This window comes from Hafnia paralvei ATCC 29927, from assembly GCF_001655005.1.
Lineage (GTDB): Bacteria > Pseudomonadota > Gammaproteobacteria > Enterobacterales > Enterobacteriaceae > Hafnia > Hafnia paralvei.
The window spans coordinates 198,662-216,785 of sequence record NZ_LXET01000041.1; the positions used below are offsets into that span (position 1 = coordinate 198,662).

An 18,124-nucleotide genomic window follows, 5' to 3' on the forward strand; every position below is an offset into this window, starting at 1 on the left:
ACTGCATACTCAATCGACAGCACACCGAACTACAGGCAAAAAAACTTATGGCTATCCCGAGATAGAATCACCTCATTTTTGGTAAAGCTCGCTTGCCGGAGCATGTTCAATAGAACTTGGGCTGTTGGCTGTCTAACTGCCCAACTATTCAGCCTATTGGATCAGTGTCACAGATAAACTGTAGTTAACAGTAGTAAAATCAAAGGGTAAGTAGCCTTTGCTGCTTGTGGCGTATAAAATCCGGCGAAATTATCGTACGGATATGATCTTTAATCATTGCATTCTAGAGGACTATAATTTGTATTTATCACATATTGAAATATCAAATTTTAGATTGTTCCAGCATTTAAGCTTGAAGTTAAACCGAGGCCTGAATGTGTTGGTTGGCGAGAATGACTCAGGTAAAACTGCATTGATTGATGCAATTCGGTATACGCTAGGCACAAAATCCAATGACCGTTCTTATCTTACAGAGCAAGATTTTCACAACGATTCTGATGATTTAAAAATAAAATTAAAATTTTCTGAAGTAGCCCTCCATGCGCATCGCTTTGTCGAACATATTTCTCACGAAGAATATGAAGATGAGAACGGTGAAAAGAAACTCCGTTCCGTCCTTTACGTTCAGCTACACGCTCAAATTACAGGATTAGAGAAAAGAGGTTATCCCTATATAAAGACCGAATTACGTTCAGGTATCGATGGAAACGGTTTAGCCATTGAGTCTGAGATAAGAGATTTTCTAGCCTCAACGTATCTTAAACCGCTAAGAGATGCCGAAGTGGAGCTTTCTAGTGGTAGAGCCTCTCGTTTATCTCAAATACTGAGCTCCTCAAAAGACATTATAGAAGGAATGGAGAGCATTCTTACTATCATCGCTAAGGCAAATGATGAGCTTCTTACTGATGATGCTGCCCTAAAAAAATCGGCTGAAAACATTCAGCAAAAATATCTTCATGAACTTATTTTTGAGAAAGACAAATCAAAACTTGGTGCATTTATCGATATCGCAGGCATTAAAGAAGAAGACCTTTCTAACCTACCGAAACACGCCCAGAAGCGCCATTTACGCACTCTATTAGAGGGATTAACGCTCTCCCTGACCAATGACCAACGAACACATGGACTCGGTTACCTCAATCTTCTTTTTATGGGGGCGGAATTACTACTCTTGGAACAAGAAGCAAACAACGAATTTCCTTTACTTCTCGTAGAAGAGCCCGAAGCACATCTTCACCCTCAGCTACAAATGAAACTCCTTCAGTTCATAAATAGAACAACTAAAACCGAGAAAAAACCTGATGGAGTACAGTGTATTCTGACAACTCATAGTCCTAACATAGCCTCTAAAGCAGACCCTGCTGAAATCATCATGCTATCTGAAGGGGGAGCCTGGCCGCTTGCTGTTGGTGAAACAGAACTTGCTAAAGATGATTACCAATTTTTAAGAAAATTTTTAGATTCAACCAAAGCGAATGTCTTTTTTGCTAAAGCAGTCATACTTGTGGAAGGTGATGGTGAGAATATCCTGTTACCTGAATTGGCAAAGTTGTTGGGGCGCCCTTTAGAAAATTATGGAGTATCTATCGTCAAATATGACAATAGCGGCTCATGGAAGCGTTTTGCCAAGTTATTCTTAAGATCCGGTCAAGATGGAAACCCAAATGCATGGCATCCGACAAAAATATGCGTACTTAGGGATCTTGATCTTTGGCCAGATTGTGCTGAAGAAAAAGATGACGGCAGTAACCCATACGGATTTAAAAAAGAGAACAGCAGAAACCAAGTCTATTGGCGAAGAAATTACCCCGACGACCAGCAGAGAAAAACTGAACATATCGATCAATTAAATAGGCAAAATGTTGTAGTCAAAATATCGGATGACTGGACTTTCGAATACTGTCTGGCTAAATACGGTCTTTTTAGTGAGTGCTATGAAGCTACTATTGGCTCCAATGTAGGAATCGATAACATCGTTGGCGATGATGATACCAAAGCAACATTCATTCTTAGCCAAGTTTCAAAAACAGACTTTGCCTATAAACTGTCTAGTATTCTTCAAAAGCAACAAGGCCAAAAAGTTGATGACACGATAGCTTCTCTTAGTGTTGAGGATGCCAATAATAACGATATTTCTAAGTCGGCCCAAACACGTGCAAAAACCGAGTTTGCAGTCGAACTCAAACAGAGGCTTCCGAACTATCTTATCGAGGCTATTCAATATGTAACAGAGCCAATTGAAGAAAATACTGAAGAGGTACAGCATGCCGCAGTCGTTTGAAGGCTTCATTACGCATGACGACATTACCGAGATAGCCGAATCTGAAAAGCTTATTCTTCAGGATGATATTCGTATTTCAATTCTGAAAGCTATGCACTCTATTGATGTACAAGCTTGCCCAGGAAGTGGAAAAACAACATTGATTGCCACTAAGCTCATCCTTCTTGCTAAAAAGTGGAACTCTCCACACCGAGGGATATGCGTCCTGTCTCATACCAATGTGGCTAAAGATGAGGTCATTAGACGCCTTCAATGCTCAACATCAAAAGCTGCGCAGCGTTTACTGAAATATCCTCATTTTATTGGAACCATTCAGGAATTTGTACACCGCTTTTTAGCCTTACCCTATATCAGATCTCGTGGTATCCAAGATATCACGGTAGACAATGATATATACGCTAAACAAGCTATTAAACTGCTCGAATTAGCTCAATTTTCTTGGTTTAAAGGGACATTAAATGGATTAGGTAATACTGTAGAACAAGAGGCTTTCTTCAGAGGTACATTTCGATATATTTCTCAGGATGGTGAAGAAATTAATCTTGATAAAAAATCCAGAAGATGGAGCCCAGATAATAATCTTCAGAGGGCTAAACGCGACCTAGGCCGATTAAAGAATTATCTGGATGAGCGAGGCGTATTTCTTTTTCGTGATATGTATACGCACGCCGATAAAGCATGCACAAACAATCCTGAATTAGCTGAGGTCATTCGAGCACGGTTTCCGTTTGTTTTAATCGATGAAATGCAGGATACACAGAAATTCCAAGATGAGCTTTTAAGTAAAGTCTTCCCGCATAATTCATCACTCATCGTTCAGCGTTTTGGCGATCCAGATCAATCTATATTTAATAACATTGGAACAGAAGAGCCTAATCAAAGCTTTAACGGTAAGTTGCGAGACCAGATGGATTATGTAATTCATACATCTCATCGCTTTGATGGAATTCTATCTAGCAAAATCTGTAAGTTAAGTTTCAATGAAATCCCATTGGAAACGGACTTAGCAGAAGCAAGTTTGTTAGATAGAGCACAAGCCCATACTACTCGTGATAGATTTTCCGATACTGTTATCATTTTTAATGACGATACTTGCGAAGAAGTCATTGAGCATTTTGCTCAAATTGTTTCAAATCAGTTTGCTGTAGAATACAAAAAAAATAAAAAATTTACGGTAAAAGTTGTTGGTGCAGTCGGAGCTAAAATAGCACCTGATGAAGCACAGTTTAGAATAGGCCATTATTGGCCTGATTTTGATAAAACCAAATCAAAAAATCATTTCAAAGAAACTTGTTTTATAGAAGCTGTTCGCCAGTGCCAAGAAAATTCAACTATCGATTTGGCAGATAATTATAAACTCTTACTCACGTGTATTCTTAAGCTTATGCGAATGAGCAATAAGATGGATGACAATGAGAAAAATTTTTCCAGTACAACATTACGAGAATATTTAATCAAAATAGGAAGCTGGACTCGTTTTCGTAAAGGGTTATTTTATTTACTCACCGAGACTAAAGTGACAAAACAACAACATTGGGAAATCGCCTGTCGTACATTAATTTCCTTGCTTCAGTTAGAAAACATCCCCGCCGAGGCAACAGATTATATGGCATTTCATGAAGATACAAATCCAGATGAAGTTAGACAGGCTGAACACGCAAACTCACTGACTCCTTTGAAAGATAACACTCTAATCCATGAGGATGGCTTTCATATCGAGCTATCAACAATACATGCTGTTAAAGGCGAGACACATGATGCAACGCTAGTCATTGAGACCAAAAACCACACATTCGATCTACAAACTATGTTGCCATATTTGACTGGAGAGCTACCCAACGTAGAGCATCCTAATACCAGCCTACCAGATAAACCAAATTCACGTAGAGCATTCAAACCCAATAAAGTTTTTATGCGGCAGTTTTATGTCGCAATGAGTCGTCCGAAACATTTACTATGTCTAGCCCTTCACTCTGATCGAATATCTAGTGAACAAATTCAGTTGCTTCAGCAGCGTGGTTGGCAAGTAGATATAATCTAATCTATTGAAAACACAAACATGGTTGAGTAGATAGTTATTAAGTCAATATTCACAAAACTTAAAGTGAGTACGGAAATGAGTACAAATACAGAAACCAAAAATAAAACACTTATAAATCAATATAATTATTTAAAAATCACGATTTAACGTCTAATTAAAATTTGTCGTCTCATGAAGTTTCATTGAACCTCATGAAGATTAACAAACCCTATAAAATCCACGCAATTGCGTGGATTTTTACTTTCATTAAACGATCGCCATTGGTAGCTACTGGCTGCCAAACAGCCCAGCTATCGAATGCATGCAACGCGATACCTCTTTGAAAGATTGCCAACACGCTGTATGACTTCTGCTACAGAGACGCACAGAGAATAAATTCTTACCACTAGACGCGCCGCCAACATGGCCAATCACCGTCAACATGAGTGCGATAATCCCAACGTGATCGTGATGCCCTGCTGGCGCAGCGTATTACCAACTAATTGACCGTCACTCATCAGCCATGCAACTGGCTGTGAAACGCAGCTATGCTCCATCTTTTGACGGACAAAGTCAGGTGCAGATAAATGTTGTCCATGCCGGTTCAGTTCGCTAGCGCTGAACAGTTCAAACGGCACCCGCCAACACTCTGCTAATTGGTGCAGTACAGGCTGATCTTTTTTAACGACGGCGCTGCCAATCGCGCGCAGTGCCATAATATCGAAGTGGTTCTCTGCCATTTGCCGTTGTAGCAATTCAACCAGCATTTGCAACGAAGTTGCATGAAGGCATCCAATGCCCGCAACCACCCGACGTGGCACCAACTTATAAACAGGAAGTGCTGTTAGTTGTTCAGTTGGCAGCGGTAAGCTATCGCGCATAGTAATACACACTAAGGCGTCCAACTGCGGCAACGCATCCAGAGACTCAACGGGAATAAATCCTCGAATATCACAGCGCTCACGTTCCACTAGCAGAGGAGCATCCCACCACAGCCCTACTTTTTGATTGCTGACCAACATTTGATTAACCACTTTCGCTGCGTGGCGAAAATCATGCATTTCAGCATCCAATTGGGTTGCCAGCGTATCCAGTGCCGCCATCTCGTTGACGTCCGTAGCGGTGGTTATCACCGGATCGGCACCTATAAGGCCTGCCAAGTAACGGGTTAGCGCATTAGCGCCCCCCACGTGACCCGACAACAGGCTGATAACGTGTTGCCCGCCCTCATCAATAACAACCACCGCAGGATCCGTCATTTTGTCATTCACCAGCGGCGCGATGACCCTGACGGTCAGGCCAATAGCCCCGACAACCACCAGCGCCGAATACTGCTTAAATGCCTCGCGCAGAGTATCGCCAAAGCTGCCGTTAAACGGTAAAAAACCCGACTCCATCAGCTTGTCGCTGGTGAAACAACTCAGCGGTAAATGGGTTTTCAAACGCCGCGCCAGCCGCACTCCGCCAGGAGTGAGACAAAATAGCGCGATCGATTCAGGCTTGACGATATTCATGGCTGAACCCCGCATCATAGAGTTTGGAATAGTGATATTCATCGCCGAGAAATGCCTCCACCAATATCAACGCAGTTTTATGGATCGCCGCCTGATGAACCCACGCGGCGATCTCCTCCAGAGTACCGCGAACCGTTCGCCTTTCGGCCCATGTCGCCTTGTACACCACGACAACCGGCGTATCGACGGGATAGCCGCCGGCCGTTAAACGCTCGGCGACGCGATACATTTCCTGTATGGGAGCCCACTGAGTCACCGGCATCCGAGTCAATAAGCGGCTATAGCACCTGCGGCCAGTTCCTATGCGAATAAATGCTTGTTTGTCTGAATGTTGCATAAAAAAATCCCGCCATTTCTAGCGGGATAGGCAGGGTCATAGAGATGCATTTACGCAACGACACCGCTGCGCGCATCTGATGACAACCCGCTTCCCACCGAAGGAGTTGAAACGTTTTTACTGATATGGCTGGTCTTCTGGCTTAGCGTCATTCTCTCCCGTCACCTTCCCAATCCTGTTAGATCAGTGGTCTCGGCGGGTTCGTCAGCATCACAGCAGCGGGGGCTGCGGGGGATTTATCACCCCCTTCCCAATCGTGTCTTTTACTCAAGGACACGACATAACCATTTCAGTCACTCACATTATCTAATTTCAGTAGACTCTATTATTCATTCCTTTTTTTCCGTCTGAACCACACATTTATTTTCATTATTGTCATCTGATAATTAATCATTGATAGCAAGGTTAGTAACGAATATACACCCCTACGATCGTAATAAATGGTCAACTTCATTTTTTTCAAGTGAATTTATTGCTCAGCATAACAAATAATTTCTACAAACACTGGCAATGACATATTGAAAACAATGAATTAGGCAAACATTGCCGAAATAAAAAATAGTAAAAACTTGTCCTTACTTTTTTACGACTCTACTATGTATTTAAGTTTTAAAATAGATTGCCCCGTGCAAGCCACATGACACATTGATATGTGAACAGCGGCTATCACTCTACTCCCCTGCGTTCAGATGATATTGAGCGAAATACCTGTGGCGTGACGTTATAGGCCTGACGAAACACTTTGCAAAAATAGCTGGTCTGTGAAAATCCCAGATTTTTGGCAATACTGGCAATACTCCAGTCGCTGTGTTGCAGCATCTCTTTCGCATTGATCATCCGTTGCTGATTGACCCAAGCATTAAAACCAATTCCCTGATACTTTTTAAATAATTTGCTGAAATAATAAGGGCTGAGATACACGCTAGCAGCCACATCCTCCAAACGCAGCTCTTCAGAGAGATGCGTATCAATGTAGCGTAATGCCTTCTTTATTTTACTGTCATTGGGATGAACTGGACGTATCCTACCCGGCTCTTTACTGTCTTTATTATCGTTGATAACCACGAAATTCAGATGCTTTTTAAGGCAGTTCTCAACAATCAGCTTCAGTAAATCCGCCGAGGCAATCACGCGAGAAAAATCCATCATGGGCACATTATGGAACTCATCCATCAACGCCTGATCCTGCTGCCATTGATTATCAACATTAAGAATATCAATTAAATAGACATCAGAATGGAGTCGGACCTGACCGCATAAAACAAACCCTACTAGGTGGCCTGCAATAACCAGCGGAATAGAAAAATCCGTTAGTCCGGCGTGACAGCGATAGATACAAGGTTCATTAGACTTTGACGCTTCAAAGCCACCACACCGATCGCTCATTCGACACCGGAGATGGTTAACGGGGTCTTGACGCATCAACTGGCAAAATGGCGTAAAATTGAACAGCTCAGAAATTTCTTCACCGTGAATATTCACCACCACCACGGCCAGTCCGGTTGCTTGGGCAAAATCCTGCGCGATTTTATTTATGAGCTCTGAGTTTAGAGAACTGGCAGAAATCATGATAAAACCTCTCAGTCAATTTTGATTTATTGTTATAAAATTTCGTTTATTACTACGTATAGTCCCTGTAATGAATAATATGTTTCTTCTTTGCTAGATTGTTATTCCTATCCATGATGTGGAAAACGATTTCTCAATGAAGGTGTACACTCTCATGAAATGGAGTCAGCTACCATTCACCATACCAGAGCCATAATCAACAGAGGACTATAATCCGTCCATTAACTCGCGTAGATCACGAAATTTCCTCACCCTGTTTCATCAAACCAAGATGAGGAAACAGGGTTAATGAGCGGCTTTCTCATCCTCCAACTTACAGGCATTGCAAGGCAGATTGTTGCAAATCAAGAAGCGATAGATTGCAGCACCTAGACAAGCGCCAATAACAGGGGCCACGATCGGGATGATGAAATAAGGAATATCGCGCCCGCCGGTCATCGAGACTTTTCCCCAACCAGCAAAAAATGTAAATAGTTTAGGGCCAAAATCGCGTGCTGGATTCATAGCAAAGCCGGTTAACGGACCTGTTGCCGCGCCAATCACCGCCACCAAAATACCGATCAAGAGTGGACCTAATGCGCCGCGTGGCACACCGTTACCATCATCGGTCAGCGCCATAATCAGTCCCATCAGAATTGATGTGATAACGATTTCAACAAATGCGGCCTGCCAAACACTGATAGCCGATGCGGGAAAGGTACTGAAAATACTGGCCAGTTGCAGACTGTCCAAACTCCCACGAACCATCTGATGCGCGGCTTCAAAATCGGTGAATAAGTTGTGATACAACATGTAAGACAGCGCTGCGCCACCAAAAGCTCCTGCGATTTGCGCAAGGCTGTAAGGGAGCACTTTTCGTGCGGGGAAACAGGCAAACAGCCATAGAGCAATAGTTATAGCAGGATTAAGATGAGCTCCAGAAATCCCAGCCGTCAGATAGACGGCCAACGAAATCCCCAATCCCCACACGATACAAATTTCCCACAAACCAAAACTGGCACCGGCCACTTTCATTGCCGCCAGACAGCTAATACCGAAAAACAAAAACAGCCCGGTGCCAAGGAATTCTGCAATACATTGAGCTTTGAGCGAGTCGTTCATAGGATCACCCTGTTAGAAGTTATTATGATAAATAGGTTGTGTTCAGTAATGCACGCTCCTTGACTACACCACTATAAAGAGGGTGAAAATGAAAGTGTTGTCGTGATTCACGGCGAATCAAACAAAAACTAGAGTTCAAATAACAAATTATTGTCATTGCTCTGTAAAAAAAATCATTTAAAACCAGCAAATAAGCCCCTTACGCGTTAATTAATTAATGTGATTTTCTTGTCATTTATTCTTTTCGTTATTGTCAGCACGCTCACAAATTCTCTTTTGATGTGAACTCGCTCGCATCATTAATACGCCTGCGCTTTTATTACGCGCGCAGTACCAAAAAAATTAAACAGTGTCACGAACTTAATTTTAATTGCGTTGAGTCCACAACTAATTATTACCACATGCCCTCAAGAAAACACCCGATACAAAACAATCAGTTAAAATACATCACAGCAATAATTTGTTATTTCATCGCTAATCATTCCCGCCAGTAAATTCAACACAACCATTCTTTTCCATTGCTTGTTTGTATATTCATTCTCAGCACGAACCTGACACGTTATTTATGAATATGACAATTCAAGCCAGAACACGGCATCTGATATTCCGTCGAGGTATTTATGCAACAAGAAGCACTAGGAATGGTGGAAACCAAAGGTCTGACCGCTGCCATTGAGGCCGCCGACACCATGGTGAAATCGGCCAATGTGACGTTGGTAGGCTATGAAAAAATTGGCTCTGGCTTGGTCACCGTTATCGTACGTGGTGACGTCGGGGCCGTGAAAGCAGCCACGGATGCAGGCGCCATTGCCGCCGCCAACGTAGGCGAAGTGAAATCAACTCACGTGATCCCGCGCCCTCATACCGACGTCGAGAAATTTTTGCCAAAGGGAAATAGCCAATGAAAAGCAATGACCTGGTCGATCAAATCATGGCGCAGGTGATAGCAAAAGTCAGTGAACACGCTCCGGCGTCTTCTGCACAACCATCCTATAAACAACGAGATACGGCTATGGCTGAGAAAGCTTGCAGTTTAACGGAATTTGTTGGTACCGCCATCGGCGACACGGTCGGACTGGTTATCGCCAACGTAGACAGCGCCCTACTGGACGCAATGAAGTTGGAAAAACGCTATCGCTCGATCGGTATTTTGGGCGCTCGCACCGGCGCGGGGCCACACATCATGGCGGCGGATGAAGCCGTAAAAGCCACCAATACCGAAGTGGTCAGCATTGAATTACCTCGCGATACCAAAGGCGGCGCGGGTCATGGCTCGCTGATTATCTTTGGTGGCGATGACGTTTCTGATGTGAAACGTGCCGTCGAAGTGGCATTGAAAGAGTTAGACCGGACCTTTGGCGACGTTTACGGCAATGAAGCGGGCCACATTGAGCTGCAATACAGCGCACGCGCTAGCCACGCGCTGGAAAAAGCCTTTGGCGCACCGCTGGGTCGCTCTTGTGGCGTGATTGTTGGCGCGCCTGCCTCGATTGGCGTGTTGATGGCCGACACCGCCGTGAAATCCGCCAACGTTGACGTAGTGGCTTACAGTTCCCCTGCACAGGGCACCAGCTTTAGTAACGAAGTCATTCTGGTTATCTCCGGCGACTCTGGCGCAGTGCGTCAGGCCGTCATTTCTGCCCGTGAGATCGGCAAAACGGTATTAGCAACCTTGGGTTCTGAACCCAAAAACGACCGCCCTTCTTACATCTGATGCCACAGTGAGGCTGTTTCATGAAATCGAAAAGATTTGAAGCATTGGCGAAACGCCCCGTTAATCAGGACGGTTTTGTCAAAGAATGGATCGAAGAAGGCTTTATTGCCATGGAAAGCCCGAACGATCCGAAGCCATCCATCAAGATAGTGAACGGTGTCGTGACCGAGCTCGACGGCAAGCCGCAAAGCAGTTTTGACCTGATTGACCACTTCATCGCCCGCTACGGCATCAACCTAGAGCGTGCAGAAGAAGTGATGCAGATGGACTCTGTCAAACTGGCCAACATGCTGTGTGATCCCAATGTGTCACGCCGCACCATTGTGCCACTGACCACCGCTATGACACCGGCCAAAATCGTCGAAGTCGTCTCCCACATGAACGTGGTAGAAATGATGATGTCGATGCAGAAAATGCGCGCCCGTCGAACGCCGTCACAGCAAGCTCACGTCACTAACGTGAAAGACAACCCTGTACAAATTGCTGCCGATGCCGCTGAAGGCGCATTCCGTGGTTTTGATGAACAAGAAACCACCGTCGCCGTGGCTCGCTATGCGCCATTCAATGCAATTGCACTGCTCGTAGGTTCCCAAGTCGGTCGCCCTGGCGTTCTAACACAGTGTTCTCTGGAAGAGGCCACCGAGCTAAAGCTAGGGATGCTGGGCCACACCTGTTACGCAGAAACCATTTCGGTATATGGAACTGAACCCGTCTTTACCGATGGTGATGATACACCATGGTCTAAAGGTTTCCTCGCTTCGTCTTATGCATCACGTGGTTTGAAAATGCGCTTCACCTCCGGCTCAGGCTCCGAAGTCCAGATGGGCTACGCCGAAGGGAAATCCATGCTGTATCTGGAAGCGCGCTGTATTTATATCACCAAAGCCGCAGGGGTTCAGGGATTACAAAACGGCTCCGTGAGCTGTGTCGGTGTCCCTTCCGCAGTGCCATCAGGCATTCGCGCCATTTTGGCGGAAAACCTGATTTGTTCAGCACTGGATTTGGAATGTGCATCCAGTAACGACCAAACCTTTACCCATTCGGATATGCGTCGTACCGCTCGCTTGCTGATGCAATTCCTGCCGGGCACTGACTTCATCTCGTCCGGTTATTCAGCGGTGCCTAACTACGACAACATGTTCGCGGGCTCCAACGAAGATGCCGAAGATTTTGATGATTACAACGTCCTACAGCGCGATCTGAAAGTGGATGGTGGCCTGCGCCCCGTACTGGAAGCTGACGTGGTCGCGATTCGTAATAAAGCCGCCCGCGCACTGCAAGCCGTATTCGCGGGAATGGGGCTTCCGCCTATCACCGACGAAGAGGTGATTGCCGCGACCTACGCTCACGGCTCCAAAGACATGCCCGAACGCAACATCGTTGAAGACATCAAGTTCGCTCAGGAAATCATCAGCAAAAACCGTACCGGTTTGGAAGTGGTGAAAGCATTAGCGCAAGGCGGCTTTGAGGATGTGGCGCAAGACATGCTGAACATCCAGAAAGCCAAGATAGCCGGTGACTACCTGCATACCTCAGCCATCATCAAAGGCAACAACCAAGTGCTGTCCGCGGTGAATGACGTCAATGACTATGCAGGACCAGCGACCGGTTACCGGCTAGAAGGTGCACGTTGGGAAGAAATTAAAAATATTCCAAACGCGCTTGATCCGAATGAGCTTGGCTAAGGGGTTCACGAAATGGTGGATATTAACGAAAAACTGTTACGCCAAATTATTGAAAGCGTATTGCAGGAAGTGCAGGGAGACCAGAATACCGTCTCCTTTAAGCAAGAGAACCAACCCGCGCCAGCTGCTACCGCCGTTGCATCAGGGGATTTTCTCACTGAGGTTGGTGAAGCGCGTCCCGGCACCCAACAGGATGAAGTCATCATTGCCGTCGGTCCCGCCTTTGGCCTGTCACAAACCGCCAATATCGTTGGCATACCACACAAAAATATTCTGCGTGAATTAATTGCGGGTATCGAAGAGGAAGGCATCAAGGCGCGGGTTATCCGCTGCTTTAAATCCTCTGATGTGGCCTTTGTTGCGGTAGAAGGCAACCGCCTCAGCGGTTCGGGGATCTCTATTGGCATCCAGTCAAAAGGTACCACGGTCATTCATCAACGCGGTTTGCCTCCGCTCTCTAATCTCGAGCTGTTTCCACAGGCTCCTCTGTTGACTCTGGATACCTACCGTCTGATTGGTAAAAACGCCGCGCGCTACGCCAAACGAGAATCACCACAGCCGGTTCCAACCCTGAATGACCAAATGGCTCGGCCAAAGTATCAGGCCAAATCTGCGATTCTGCACATCAAAGAAACCAAATATGTGGTGACTGGTAAGAATCCTCAGGAACTCCAGGTGGCGCTTTAACAAAGGAAAACACGATGAATTCCGAAGCTATTGAATCCATGGTTCGCGATGTGCTGAGCAAGATGAACAGCTTGCAAGGCCAAACACCCGCGGCAGCTTCTACTCCAGCAGCCAGTTCGCGTAGTGACGCCAAAGTCTCTGATTATCCTCTGGCGAATAAACACCCCGACTGGGTGAAAACCGCAACCCATAAAACGTTAGATGACCTCACGCTGGCGAACGTGTTGAACGGCAGCGTCACCTCACAGGATTTGCGCATTACGCCTGAAATCCTGCGCATTCAGGCATCAATTGCCAAAGATGCGGGCCGTCCTCTGCTGGCGATGAACTTTGAGCGCGCCGCTGAGCTGACCGCGGTGCCCGATGACAAGGTGCTGGATATCTACAACGCCCTGCGCCCATACCGCTCCAGCAAAGAAGAGCTGAATGCAATCGCCGATGACTTAGAACAGACCTACCACGCGACCATCTGCGCCGCCTTCGTGCGAGAAGCCGCTGTTTTGTATGTTCAGCGCAAAAAGCTCAAAGGCGACGATTAATTTGGCGATATCGAGCGGAGGGAGATAGGTCGTTGGGGTCGTAGCGCGCTAATCCGCCTCACTCTCCAAGACATACAGCCCTTCCCCCTCAATAAAAAATGAGGGGATTACTATCAGCAACTTAAGGCAGGAAATATGGGTCGGCATCGGTATATAGCAGGCGTGGATATTGGCAACTCATCAACGGAAGTGGCATTGGCGCAAATTGCAGCTGACGGTCAATTGCAATTTGTTGCCAGCGCTATGACGGAGACTACCGGTATCAAAGGGACGCAACGCAACATTTTCGGCATCAATAAGGCGCTGAACATGTTGGTGGAAAAAGCGGGTATCGCCCTGAGTGATATCAGCCTGATCCGCATCAACGAAGCGACCCCCGTCATTGGTGACGTGGCGATGGAAACCATCACGGAAACCATCATTACTGAATCCACCATGATCGGCCATAACCCAAAGACGCCCGGTGGACTGGGATTGGGTGTAGGGCTGACCATCACTATAGATGAACTGGTCACTCGTGATCCGACCCAGCCTTACATCCTGGTCGTACCGTCTGCCGTGGATTTTGCCGATGTCGCTGCCGTAGTCAATGCCGCCAACGGCGCAGGATATCGCATTACAGCGATTATCCTGCAACGTGATGATGGTGTGTTGGTGAGCAACCGCCTCACGCAACCACTGCCCATCGTCGACGAAGTGCTGCATATCGACCGTATCCCTATGGGCATGCTGGCGGCGGTTGAAGTTGCGATGCCGGGTCAGGTAATAGAAACCCTATCTAACCCTTATGGCATTGCCACGGTTTTCGAACTCAGCGCAGAAGAAACCAAAAACATCGTGCCAGTGGCTCGCGCATTGATTGGCACTCGATCTGCGGTCGTGGTGAAAACCCCCGCTGGCGATGTTAAAGCCCGCTCTATTCCAGCCGGACATCTGGAGTTATTTGCTGACGGGCGCACTGTGCGAGTGGATGTCGCAACCGGTGCGGAAACCATTATGACGGCGGTGAATCGCTTCCGGCATCTGGACAACGTAAGTGGCGAAGCCGGCACCAATATTGGCGGCATGCTTGAGCACGTGCGTCATACCATGGCTGAGCTGACCAACAAGCCCGCTAATGAAATCTTTATTCAGGATTTGCTGGCTGTAGACACTGCTGTACCGGTCAATGTCATTGGTGGTCTGGCGGGTGAATTCTCGCTCGAGCAGGCGGTGGGTATTGCCTCCATGGTGAAGTCTGACCGTCTGCAAATGGCCCATATTGCCAGCGAAATTGAAAAGACACTGAATATTGATGTGCAGGTTGGGGGGGCAGAGGCCGAGGCTGCAATACTTGGCGCACTGACCACACCAGGAACGCGTCGGCCGTTGGCCATCCTCGATCTCGGGGCGGGTTCTACCGATGCCTCCATCATCAATGCGCAAGGTCAAATCGTCGCGACGCATCTGGCCGGTGCTGGCGACATGGTGACGATGATAGTGGCGTCTGAGCTCGATCTCCAAGACCGATACTTGGCCGAAGACATCAAGAAATACCCCTTAGCAAAAGTGGAAAGTCTGTTCCATCTTCGCCACGAAGACGGCAGCGTCCAGTTCTTCCCACAACCGCTACCGCCAGAGGTTTTTGCTCGACTGGTGGTGGTGAAACCTGAAGGGTTAGTGCCGCTGCCGGGAAATTATGCGCTGGAAAAAGTGCGCAATATCCGACGCTCAGCCAAAGAGCGGGTATTCGTCACCAATGCTTTACGCGCGCTACGGCAGGTCAGCCCGACCGGTAATATCCGCGATATCCCCTTCGTGGTGCTGGTCGGCGGCTCATCGCTGGATTTTGAAATTCCACAATTAGTGACCGACGCCCTCTCCCACTACAAGCTGGTGGCCGGTCGCGGCAATATCCGCGCCAGCGAAGGCCCGCGTAACGCGGTCGCCACCGGATTGATTCTGGCTTATCAGCGGGAGAGTGGCCGATGAACTTCCCTAACGATGCGCCAGCCATTGTTATCAGCCTCACCTCATCAACGCCCGAGGCGATCTGGCATCAAGTATTGCTCGGTATTGAGGAAGAAGGCATTCCTTGGCAATGGCAGCAAGACGATGACGCTGATGCAGTACAACGCGCTTGGCAGGCAGCGACCCGCTCACCGTTATTGGTTGGGCTAGCCTGTTCTGCCGACGAAATCATCGTGCATTTCCGAAATCTCCCCCCAGCTAGCCCGCTGTTTCGGCAGGCGTGGGGGCAAGACAAAGACCAATTGCGGCAGCTAGGTAACAACGCCGCCCGCTTGGTTAAAGGTTTACCGTTTAAGTTGTCACCCAAAAGTCATTCCCACAACCCCGATTAAGGATAGAGAAATATGAATAATGCACTGGGATTAGTCGAAACCAAAGGCCTAGTCGCGGCAATTGAAGCGGCTGACGCTATGGTCAAATCAGCCAACGTACAGTTGGTTGGCTACGAGAAGATCGGATCCGGCTTGGTCACCGTCATGGTGCGCGGCGATGTTGGCGCAGTTAAAGCAGCCGTTGACGCGGGTTCTGCGGCTGCCAGCGCGGTGGGTGAAGTGAAGTCTTGCCATGTGATCCCTCGTCCGCATAGCGATGTAGAAGCCATTTTACCGACCTCTGCCTAAGGGTAAGAAGAGGAGCACAGCGTGAAAACGTCACTGGGTTTACTCGAAGTTAGTGGTCTAGCGCTGGCGATCGGTGCGGCGGATGCCATGGCAAAAGCGGCATCCGTCAGCCTGATTGATATAGAAAAAACCAACGGCTCGGGTTGGATGTTAATCCGCCTGACCGGTGATGTGGCGTCGGTTCAGGCGGCAATCAATACCGGTGCCGCCTTTGCCCAGCAACATCATGGTTTAGTGTCGCGTGCCATTTTGGCTCGTCCAGCAGATGCCCTAATGGCGCATTGGCAAACGCCCCAGCGTGAGTCGATAGATCCCGAACCAGCCACCTTGCGTGAACCAACGCATAAGGTCGCTTCTGAAAGGGATATCACTGAAATATGTGTACCTGAAAAAGTGGAAGCTGCATCGGAAAGAGAAGAAACAGCGGCTCCGCTCCCTGTCGATACCGTCACCGACGAGACGAGTGACATCGCCATCGGTGAGGAAAAACAGGATGTAAAAAATGAGGTTCCGCCAGCGCTGAGTGTGAGCTGCAATCTCTGCCTAGATCCGGCTTGCCGACGCCATAAAGGTGAGCCCCGTTTTCGCTGTATCCATGCGGCTAAGCGAGGAAAAGTCTGATGGAAAAAACGTTACTGGAACCCGTTGTCAGTAAGATCCTCGACGAAATGCGTCTTCGTCCGATCCCGCTTGGGGTTTCCAATCGACACCTGCACCTCTCGGTGCAGGACTACCAACAATTATTTCCCAATCAGCCACTGATTGAGAAAAAAGCGCTGCTCCAACCCGGTCAATTTGCCGCCGAACAAACGGTAACGCTGGTGGGCCCCAAAGGCAGCCTAAAAAACGTTCGAATTCTTGGCCCTCTGCGCAGCCACAGTCAGGTTGAGATCTCCCGTACCGATGCCCGCACGTTGGGTATTCATGCACCGCTGCGTATGTCTGGGAATCTGGACCAAACCCCCGCTATTCGGTTGGTCAGTCCGTACGGTGAACTGGAGCTACCGCAGGGAGTCATTGTGGCGCAGCGCCATATCCATATGTCACCGCTGGATGCCCTGCTCTATCGCGTTAAACACGGTGACTGCGTACAGGTCGCCATTCAGGGCAGCGGTCGCAGGCTGATCTTAGACGATGTTGCTATTCGGGTTTCCCCACAAATGAAACTGGAAATGCACATCGATACCGATGAGGCCAATGCCGCAGGCGCTGACGACCCAGCGGCTTTTGCCACGTTGCGGCCTTCATCAGCACGGACACAACAGCCATGAATCTCACTCAGGCGCAAACCGAACAACTGGTCAGCCAGATTGTCACGCGGTTGGTCGAGCGCGAACGCCGGGTTCACGCCTTGGGGTTGCCTCAGCTACGCGCCGGGCTCGACTCATCGGTATTCGTATTGAATGCCACTTTGCATCTGATGCTGCCGGATCTGGCATTTATCCGCCGATTGGCGCACGACGAAACCCAATGTCCGGCCGTTGCCGCTCTGCACGAAGCATGGTCGTGGGGGATGAAAGTTCATATCAGTTTGCATCGCCAATTGTTACCTGCGCTACCCGCAGCGGCATTGCGTCCGTTGCCCCTGAGTTTCAGCGACAGCCAAGGCGTTGCGGTACGGCTGCATGCGGGTCAGGTATTGAGCTATCGGGATATTGCCACCCTTTCCCCGGGATGGTTATTGATTGACCACCATACGCAGGTTACACCGCTGGCAAAGGACACCTTGTCAGCCCGTCACATTCAACTGTTAAGGCAGGAGTAAAACATGCAACTGGCCCGAGTGGTAGGTTCTGTCGTCTCAACGCAAAAGTCCCCGACGCTGATCGGTAAAAAGCTGCTGTTGGTACGCCGTGTCGCCGGTGACGGCTCGCTTCCACCTGATAGCAACACGCCAGATGAAGTCGCCGTCGACTCGGTCGGTGCGGGTCAAGGGGAATTAGTGTTGCTTTCAGCAGGGTCCAGCGCCCGACGTGTTTTTGCTGAGCCGAATGATGCCATCGATCTGGCCATCGTCGCCATTGTCGATGAATGCTCTTACTGATGA

At 47.9% G+C, this 18,124-nt stretch carries 17 protein-coding genes, 1 pseudogene and 1 riboswitch; of the genes and pseudogenes, 14 read left to right on the plus strand and 4 right to left on the minus strand.

The window, feature by feature from the left end; translation table 11 throughout:
* Positions 1-298 precede the first annotated feature (298 nt).
* Together M988_RS11365 and M988_RS11370 are read left to right on the plus strand one after the other, a co-directional pair.
* Positions 299-2,281 carry an ATP-dependent nuclease gene (locus tag M988_RS11365; RefSeq protein ID WP_064574255.1) on the plus strand — a complete coding sequence of 661 codons (1,983 nt, stop codon included), beginning with the start codon at positions 299-301 and terminating at the stop codon, positions 2,279-2,281.
* Positions 2,265-4,322, plus strand: coding sequence for a UvrD-helicase domain-containing protein (locus tag M988_RS11370; protein WP_064574187.1), 2,058 nt, complete (start codon positions 2,265-2,267; stop codon positions 4,320-4,322). Before M988_RS11365 ends, M988_RS11370 begins: the two co-directional genes overlap by 17 nt.
* 416 nt (positions 4,323-4,738) lie before the next feature.
* Here M988_RS11370 and cbiG read toward each other — a convergent pair whose 3' ends face one another.
* From cbiG to pduF, 4 genes and pseudogenes are all read right to left on the minus strand, one after another.
* On the minus strand, positions 4,739-5,815 hold the full coding sequence (gene cbiG / locus M988_RS11375; RefSeq protein ID WP_064574189.1) for a cobalt-precorrin 5A hydrolase: 1,077 nt from the start codon (positions 5,813-5,815) through the stop codon (positions 4,739-4,741).
* Positions 5,796-6,053: pseudogene (cbiF, locus tag M988_RS11380) on the minus strand (cobalt-precorrin-4 C(11)-methyltransferase); the annotation flags it as partial. The pseudogene cbiF and the gene cbiG, both read right to left, overlap by 20 nt.
* A 209-nt stretch (positions 6,054-6,262) precedes the next feature.
* Positions 6,263-6,456: riboswitch (cobalamin riboswitch) on the minus strand.
* 362 nt (positions 6,457-6,818) lie between these two features.
* Positions 6,819-7,721: a transcriptional regulator PocR gene (gene pocR, locus M988_RS11385; RefSeq protein WP_039187670.1), complete on the minus strand. Its 903-nt coding sequence runs from the start codon at positions 7,719-7,721 to the stop codon at positions 6,819-6,821.
* A gap of 285 nt (positions 7,722-8,006) precedes the next feature.
* The gene (gene pduF, locus M988_RS11390; RefSeq protein ID WP_008813248.1) at positions 8,007-8,822 is read right to left on the minus strand and encodes a propanediol diffusion facilitator PduF; all 816 of its coding nucleotides are present in this window, start codon (positions 8,820-8,822) and stop codon (positions 8,007-8,009) included.
* 620 nt (positions 8,823-9,442) lie between these two features.
* Between pduF and pduA the strand changes: the two genes are divergently transcribed.
* The 12 genes from pduA to M988_RS11450 all read left to right on the plus strand — a co-directional run bounded on the left by pduA (position 9,443) and on the right by M988_RS11450 (position 18,121).
* Entirely contained in the window at positions 9,443-9,727 is a 285-nt protein-coding gene (gene pduA / locus M988_RS11395) for a propanediol utilization microcompartment protein PduA (RefSeq protein WP_004090398.1), read from the plus strand.
* Complete coding sequence (gene pduB / locus M988_RS11400) at positions 9,724-10,536, plus strand: propanediol utilization microcompartment protein PduB (RefSeq protein ID WP_039187669.1); 813 nt, start codon at positions 9,724-9,726, stop codon at positions 10,534-10,536. The genes pduA and pduB overlap by 4 nt, the downstream gene beginning before the upstream one ends.
* Positions 10,537-10,556: 20 nt before the next feature.
* On the plus strand, positions 10,557-12,221 hold the full coding sequence (gene pduC / locus M988_RS11405; RefSeq protein ID WP_039187668.1) for a propanediol dehydratase large subunit PduC: 1,665 nt from the start codon (positions 10,557-10,559) through the stop codon (positions 12,219-12,221).
* Positions 12,222-12,236: 15 nt separating this feature from the next.
* Entirely contained in the window at positions 12,237-12,908 is a 672-nt protein-coding gene (locus tag M988_RS11410; protein WP_166713640.1) for a propanediol/glycerol family dehydratase medium subunit, read from the plus strand.
* Positions 12,909-12,922: 14 nt separating this feature from the next.
* The gene (gene pduE / locus M988_RS11415) at positions 12,923-13,447 is read left to right on the plus strand and encodes a propanediol dehydratase small subunit PduE (protein WP_064574191.1); all 525 of its coding nucleotides are present in this window, start codon (positions 12,923-12,925) and stop codon (positions 13,445-13,447) included.
* Between the two features lie 135 nt (positions 13,448-13,582).
* Positions 13,583-15,418, plus strand: coding sequence for a diol dehydratase reactivase subunit alpha (locus M988_RS11420; RefSeq protein WP_064574192.1), 1,836 nt, complete (start codon positions 13,583-13,585; stop codon positions 15,416-15,418).
* The gene (locus M988_RS11425) at positions 15,415-15,789 is read left to right on the plus strand and encodes a glycerol dehydratase reactivase beta/small subunit family protein (RefSeq protein ID WP_061060130.1); all 375 of its coding nucleotides are present in this window, start codon (positions 15,415-15,417) and stop codon (positions 15,787-15,789) included. The genes M988_RS11420 and M988_RS11425 overlap by 4 nt, the downstream gene beginning before the upstream one ends.
* A gap of 12 nt (positions 15,790-15,801) precedes the next feature.
* Positions 15,802-16,077 (plus strand): propanediol utilization microcompartment protein PduJ, encoded by a 276-nt coding sequence (pduJ, locus tag M988_RS11430; protein ID WP_004090424.1) that lies wholly within the window; start codon positions 15,802-15,804, stop codon positions 16,075-16,077.
* A 21-nt stretch (positions 16,078-16,098) separates the two neighbouring features.
* Complete coding sequence (locus M988_RS11435; RefSeq protein ID WP_061060131.1) at positions 16,099-16,698, plus strand: BMC domain-containing protein; 600 nt, start codon at positions 16,099-16,101, stop codon at positions 16,696-16,698.
* Positions 16,698-17,348 (plus strand): phosphate propanoyltransferase, encoded by a 651-nt coding sequence (locus tag M988_RS11440; RefSeq protein WP_008813240.1) that lies wholly within the window; start codon positions 16,698-16,700, stop codon positions 17,346-17,348. Before M988_RS11435 ends, M988_RS11440 begins: the two co-directional genes overlap by 1 nt.
* The gene (gene pduM / locus M988_RS11445; protein ID WP_039187662.1) at positions 17,345-17,842 is read left to right on the plus strand and encodes a microcompartment protein PduM; all 498 of its coding nucleotides are present in this window, start codon (positions 17,345-17,347) and stop codon (positions 17,840-17,842) included. Before M988_RS11440 ends, pduM begins: the two co-directional genes overlap by 4 nt.
* 3 nt (positions 17,843-17,845) lie before the next feature.
* Positions 17,846-18,121: a EutN/CcmL family microcompartment protein gene (locus tag M988_RS11450; protein WP_008813238.1), complete on the plus strand. Its 276-nt coding sequence runs from the start codon at positions 17,846-17,848 to the stop codon at positions 18,119-18,121.
* Positions 18,122-18,124 lie beyond the last annotated feature (3 nt).

Excerpts from the sequence above, each read along its gene's own strand:
- M988_RS11370 (WP_064574187.1), top strand. The coding sequence starts at position 2,265 with ATGCCGCAGTCGTTTGAAGGCTTCATTACGCATGACGACATTACCGAG.
- cbiG (WP_064574189.1), bottom strand. The coding sequence starts at position 5,815 with ATGAATATCGTCAAGCCTGAATCGATCGCGCTATTTTGTCTCACTCCT.
- pocR (WP_039187670.1), bottom strand. The coding sequence starts at position 7,721 with ATGATTTCTGCCAGTTCTCTAAACTCAGAGCTCATAAATAAAATCGCG.
- pduF (WP_008813248.1), bottom strand. The coding sequence starts at position 8,822 with ATGAACGACTCGCTCAAAGCTCAATGTATTGCAGAATTCCTTGGCACC.
- pduA (WP_004090398.1), top strand. The coding sequence starts at position 9,443 with ATGCAACAAGAAGCACTAGGAATGGTGGAAACCAAAGGTCTGACCGCT.
- pduB (WP_039187669.1), top strand. The coding sequence starts at position 9,724 with ATGAAAAGCAATGACCTGGTCGATCAAATCATGGCGCAGGTGATAGCA.
- pduC (WP_039187668.1), top strand. The coding sequence starts at position 10,557 with ATGAAATCGAAAAGATTTGAAGCATTGGCGAAACGCCCCGTTAATCAG.
- pduE (WP_064574191.1), top strand. The coding sequence starts at position 12,923 with ATGAATTCCGAAGCTATTGAATCCATGGTTCGCGATGTGCTGAGCAAG.
- M988_RS11420 (WP_064574192.1), top strand. The coding sequence starts at position 13,583 with ATGGGTCGGCATCGGTATATAGCAGGCGTGGATATTGGCAACTCATCA.
- M988_RS11425 (WP_061060130.1), top strand. The coding sequence starts at position 15,415 with ATGAACTTCCCTAACGATGCGCCAGCCATTGTTATCAGCCTCACCTCA.
- pduJ (WP_004090424.1), top strand. The coding sequence starts at position 15,802 with ATGAATAATGCACTGGGATTAGTCGAAACCAAAGGCCTAGTCGCGGCA.
- M988_RS11440 (WP_008813240.1), top strand. The coding sequence starts at position 16,698 with ATGGAAAAAACGTTACTGGAACCCGTTGTCAGTAAGATCCTCGACGAA.
- pduM (WP_039187662.1), top strand. The coding sequence starts at position 17,345 with ATGAATCTCACTCAGGCGCAAACCGAACAACTGGTCAGCCAGATTGTC.
- M988_RS11450 (WP_008813238.1), top strand. The coding sequence starts at position 17,846 with ATGCAACTGGCCCGAGTGGTAGGTTCTGTCGTCTCAACGCAAAAGTCC.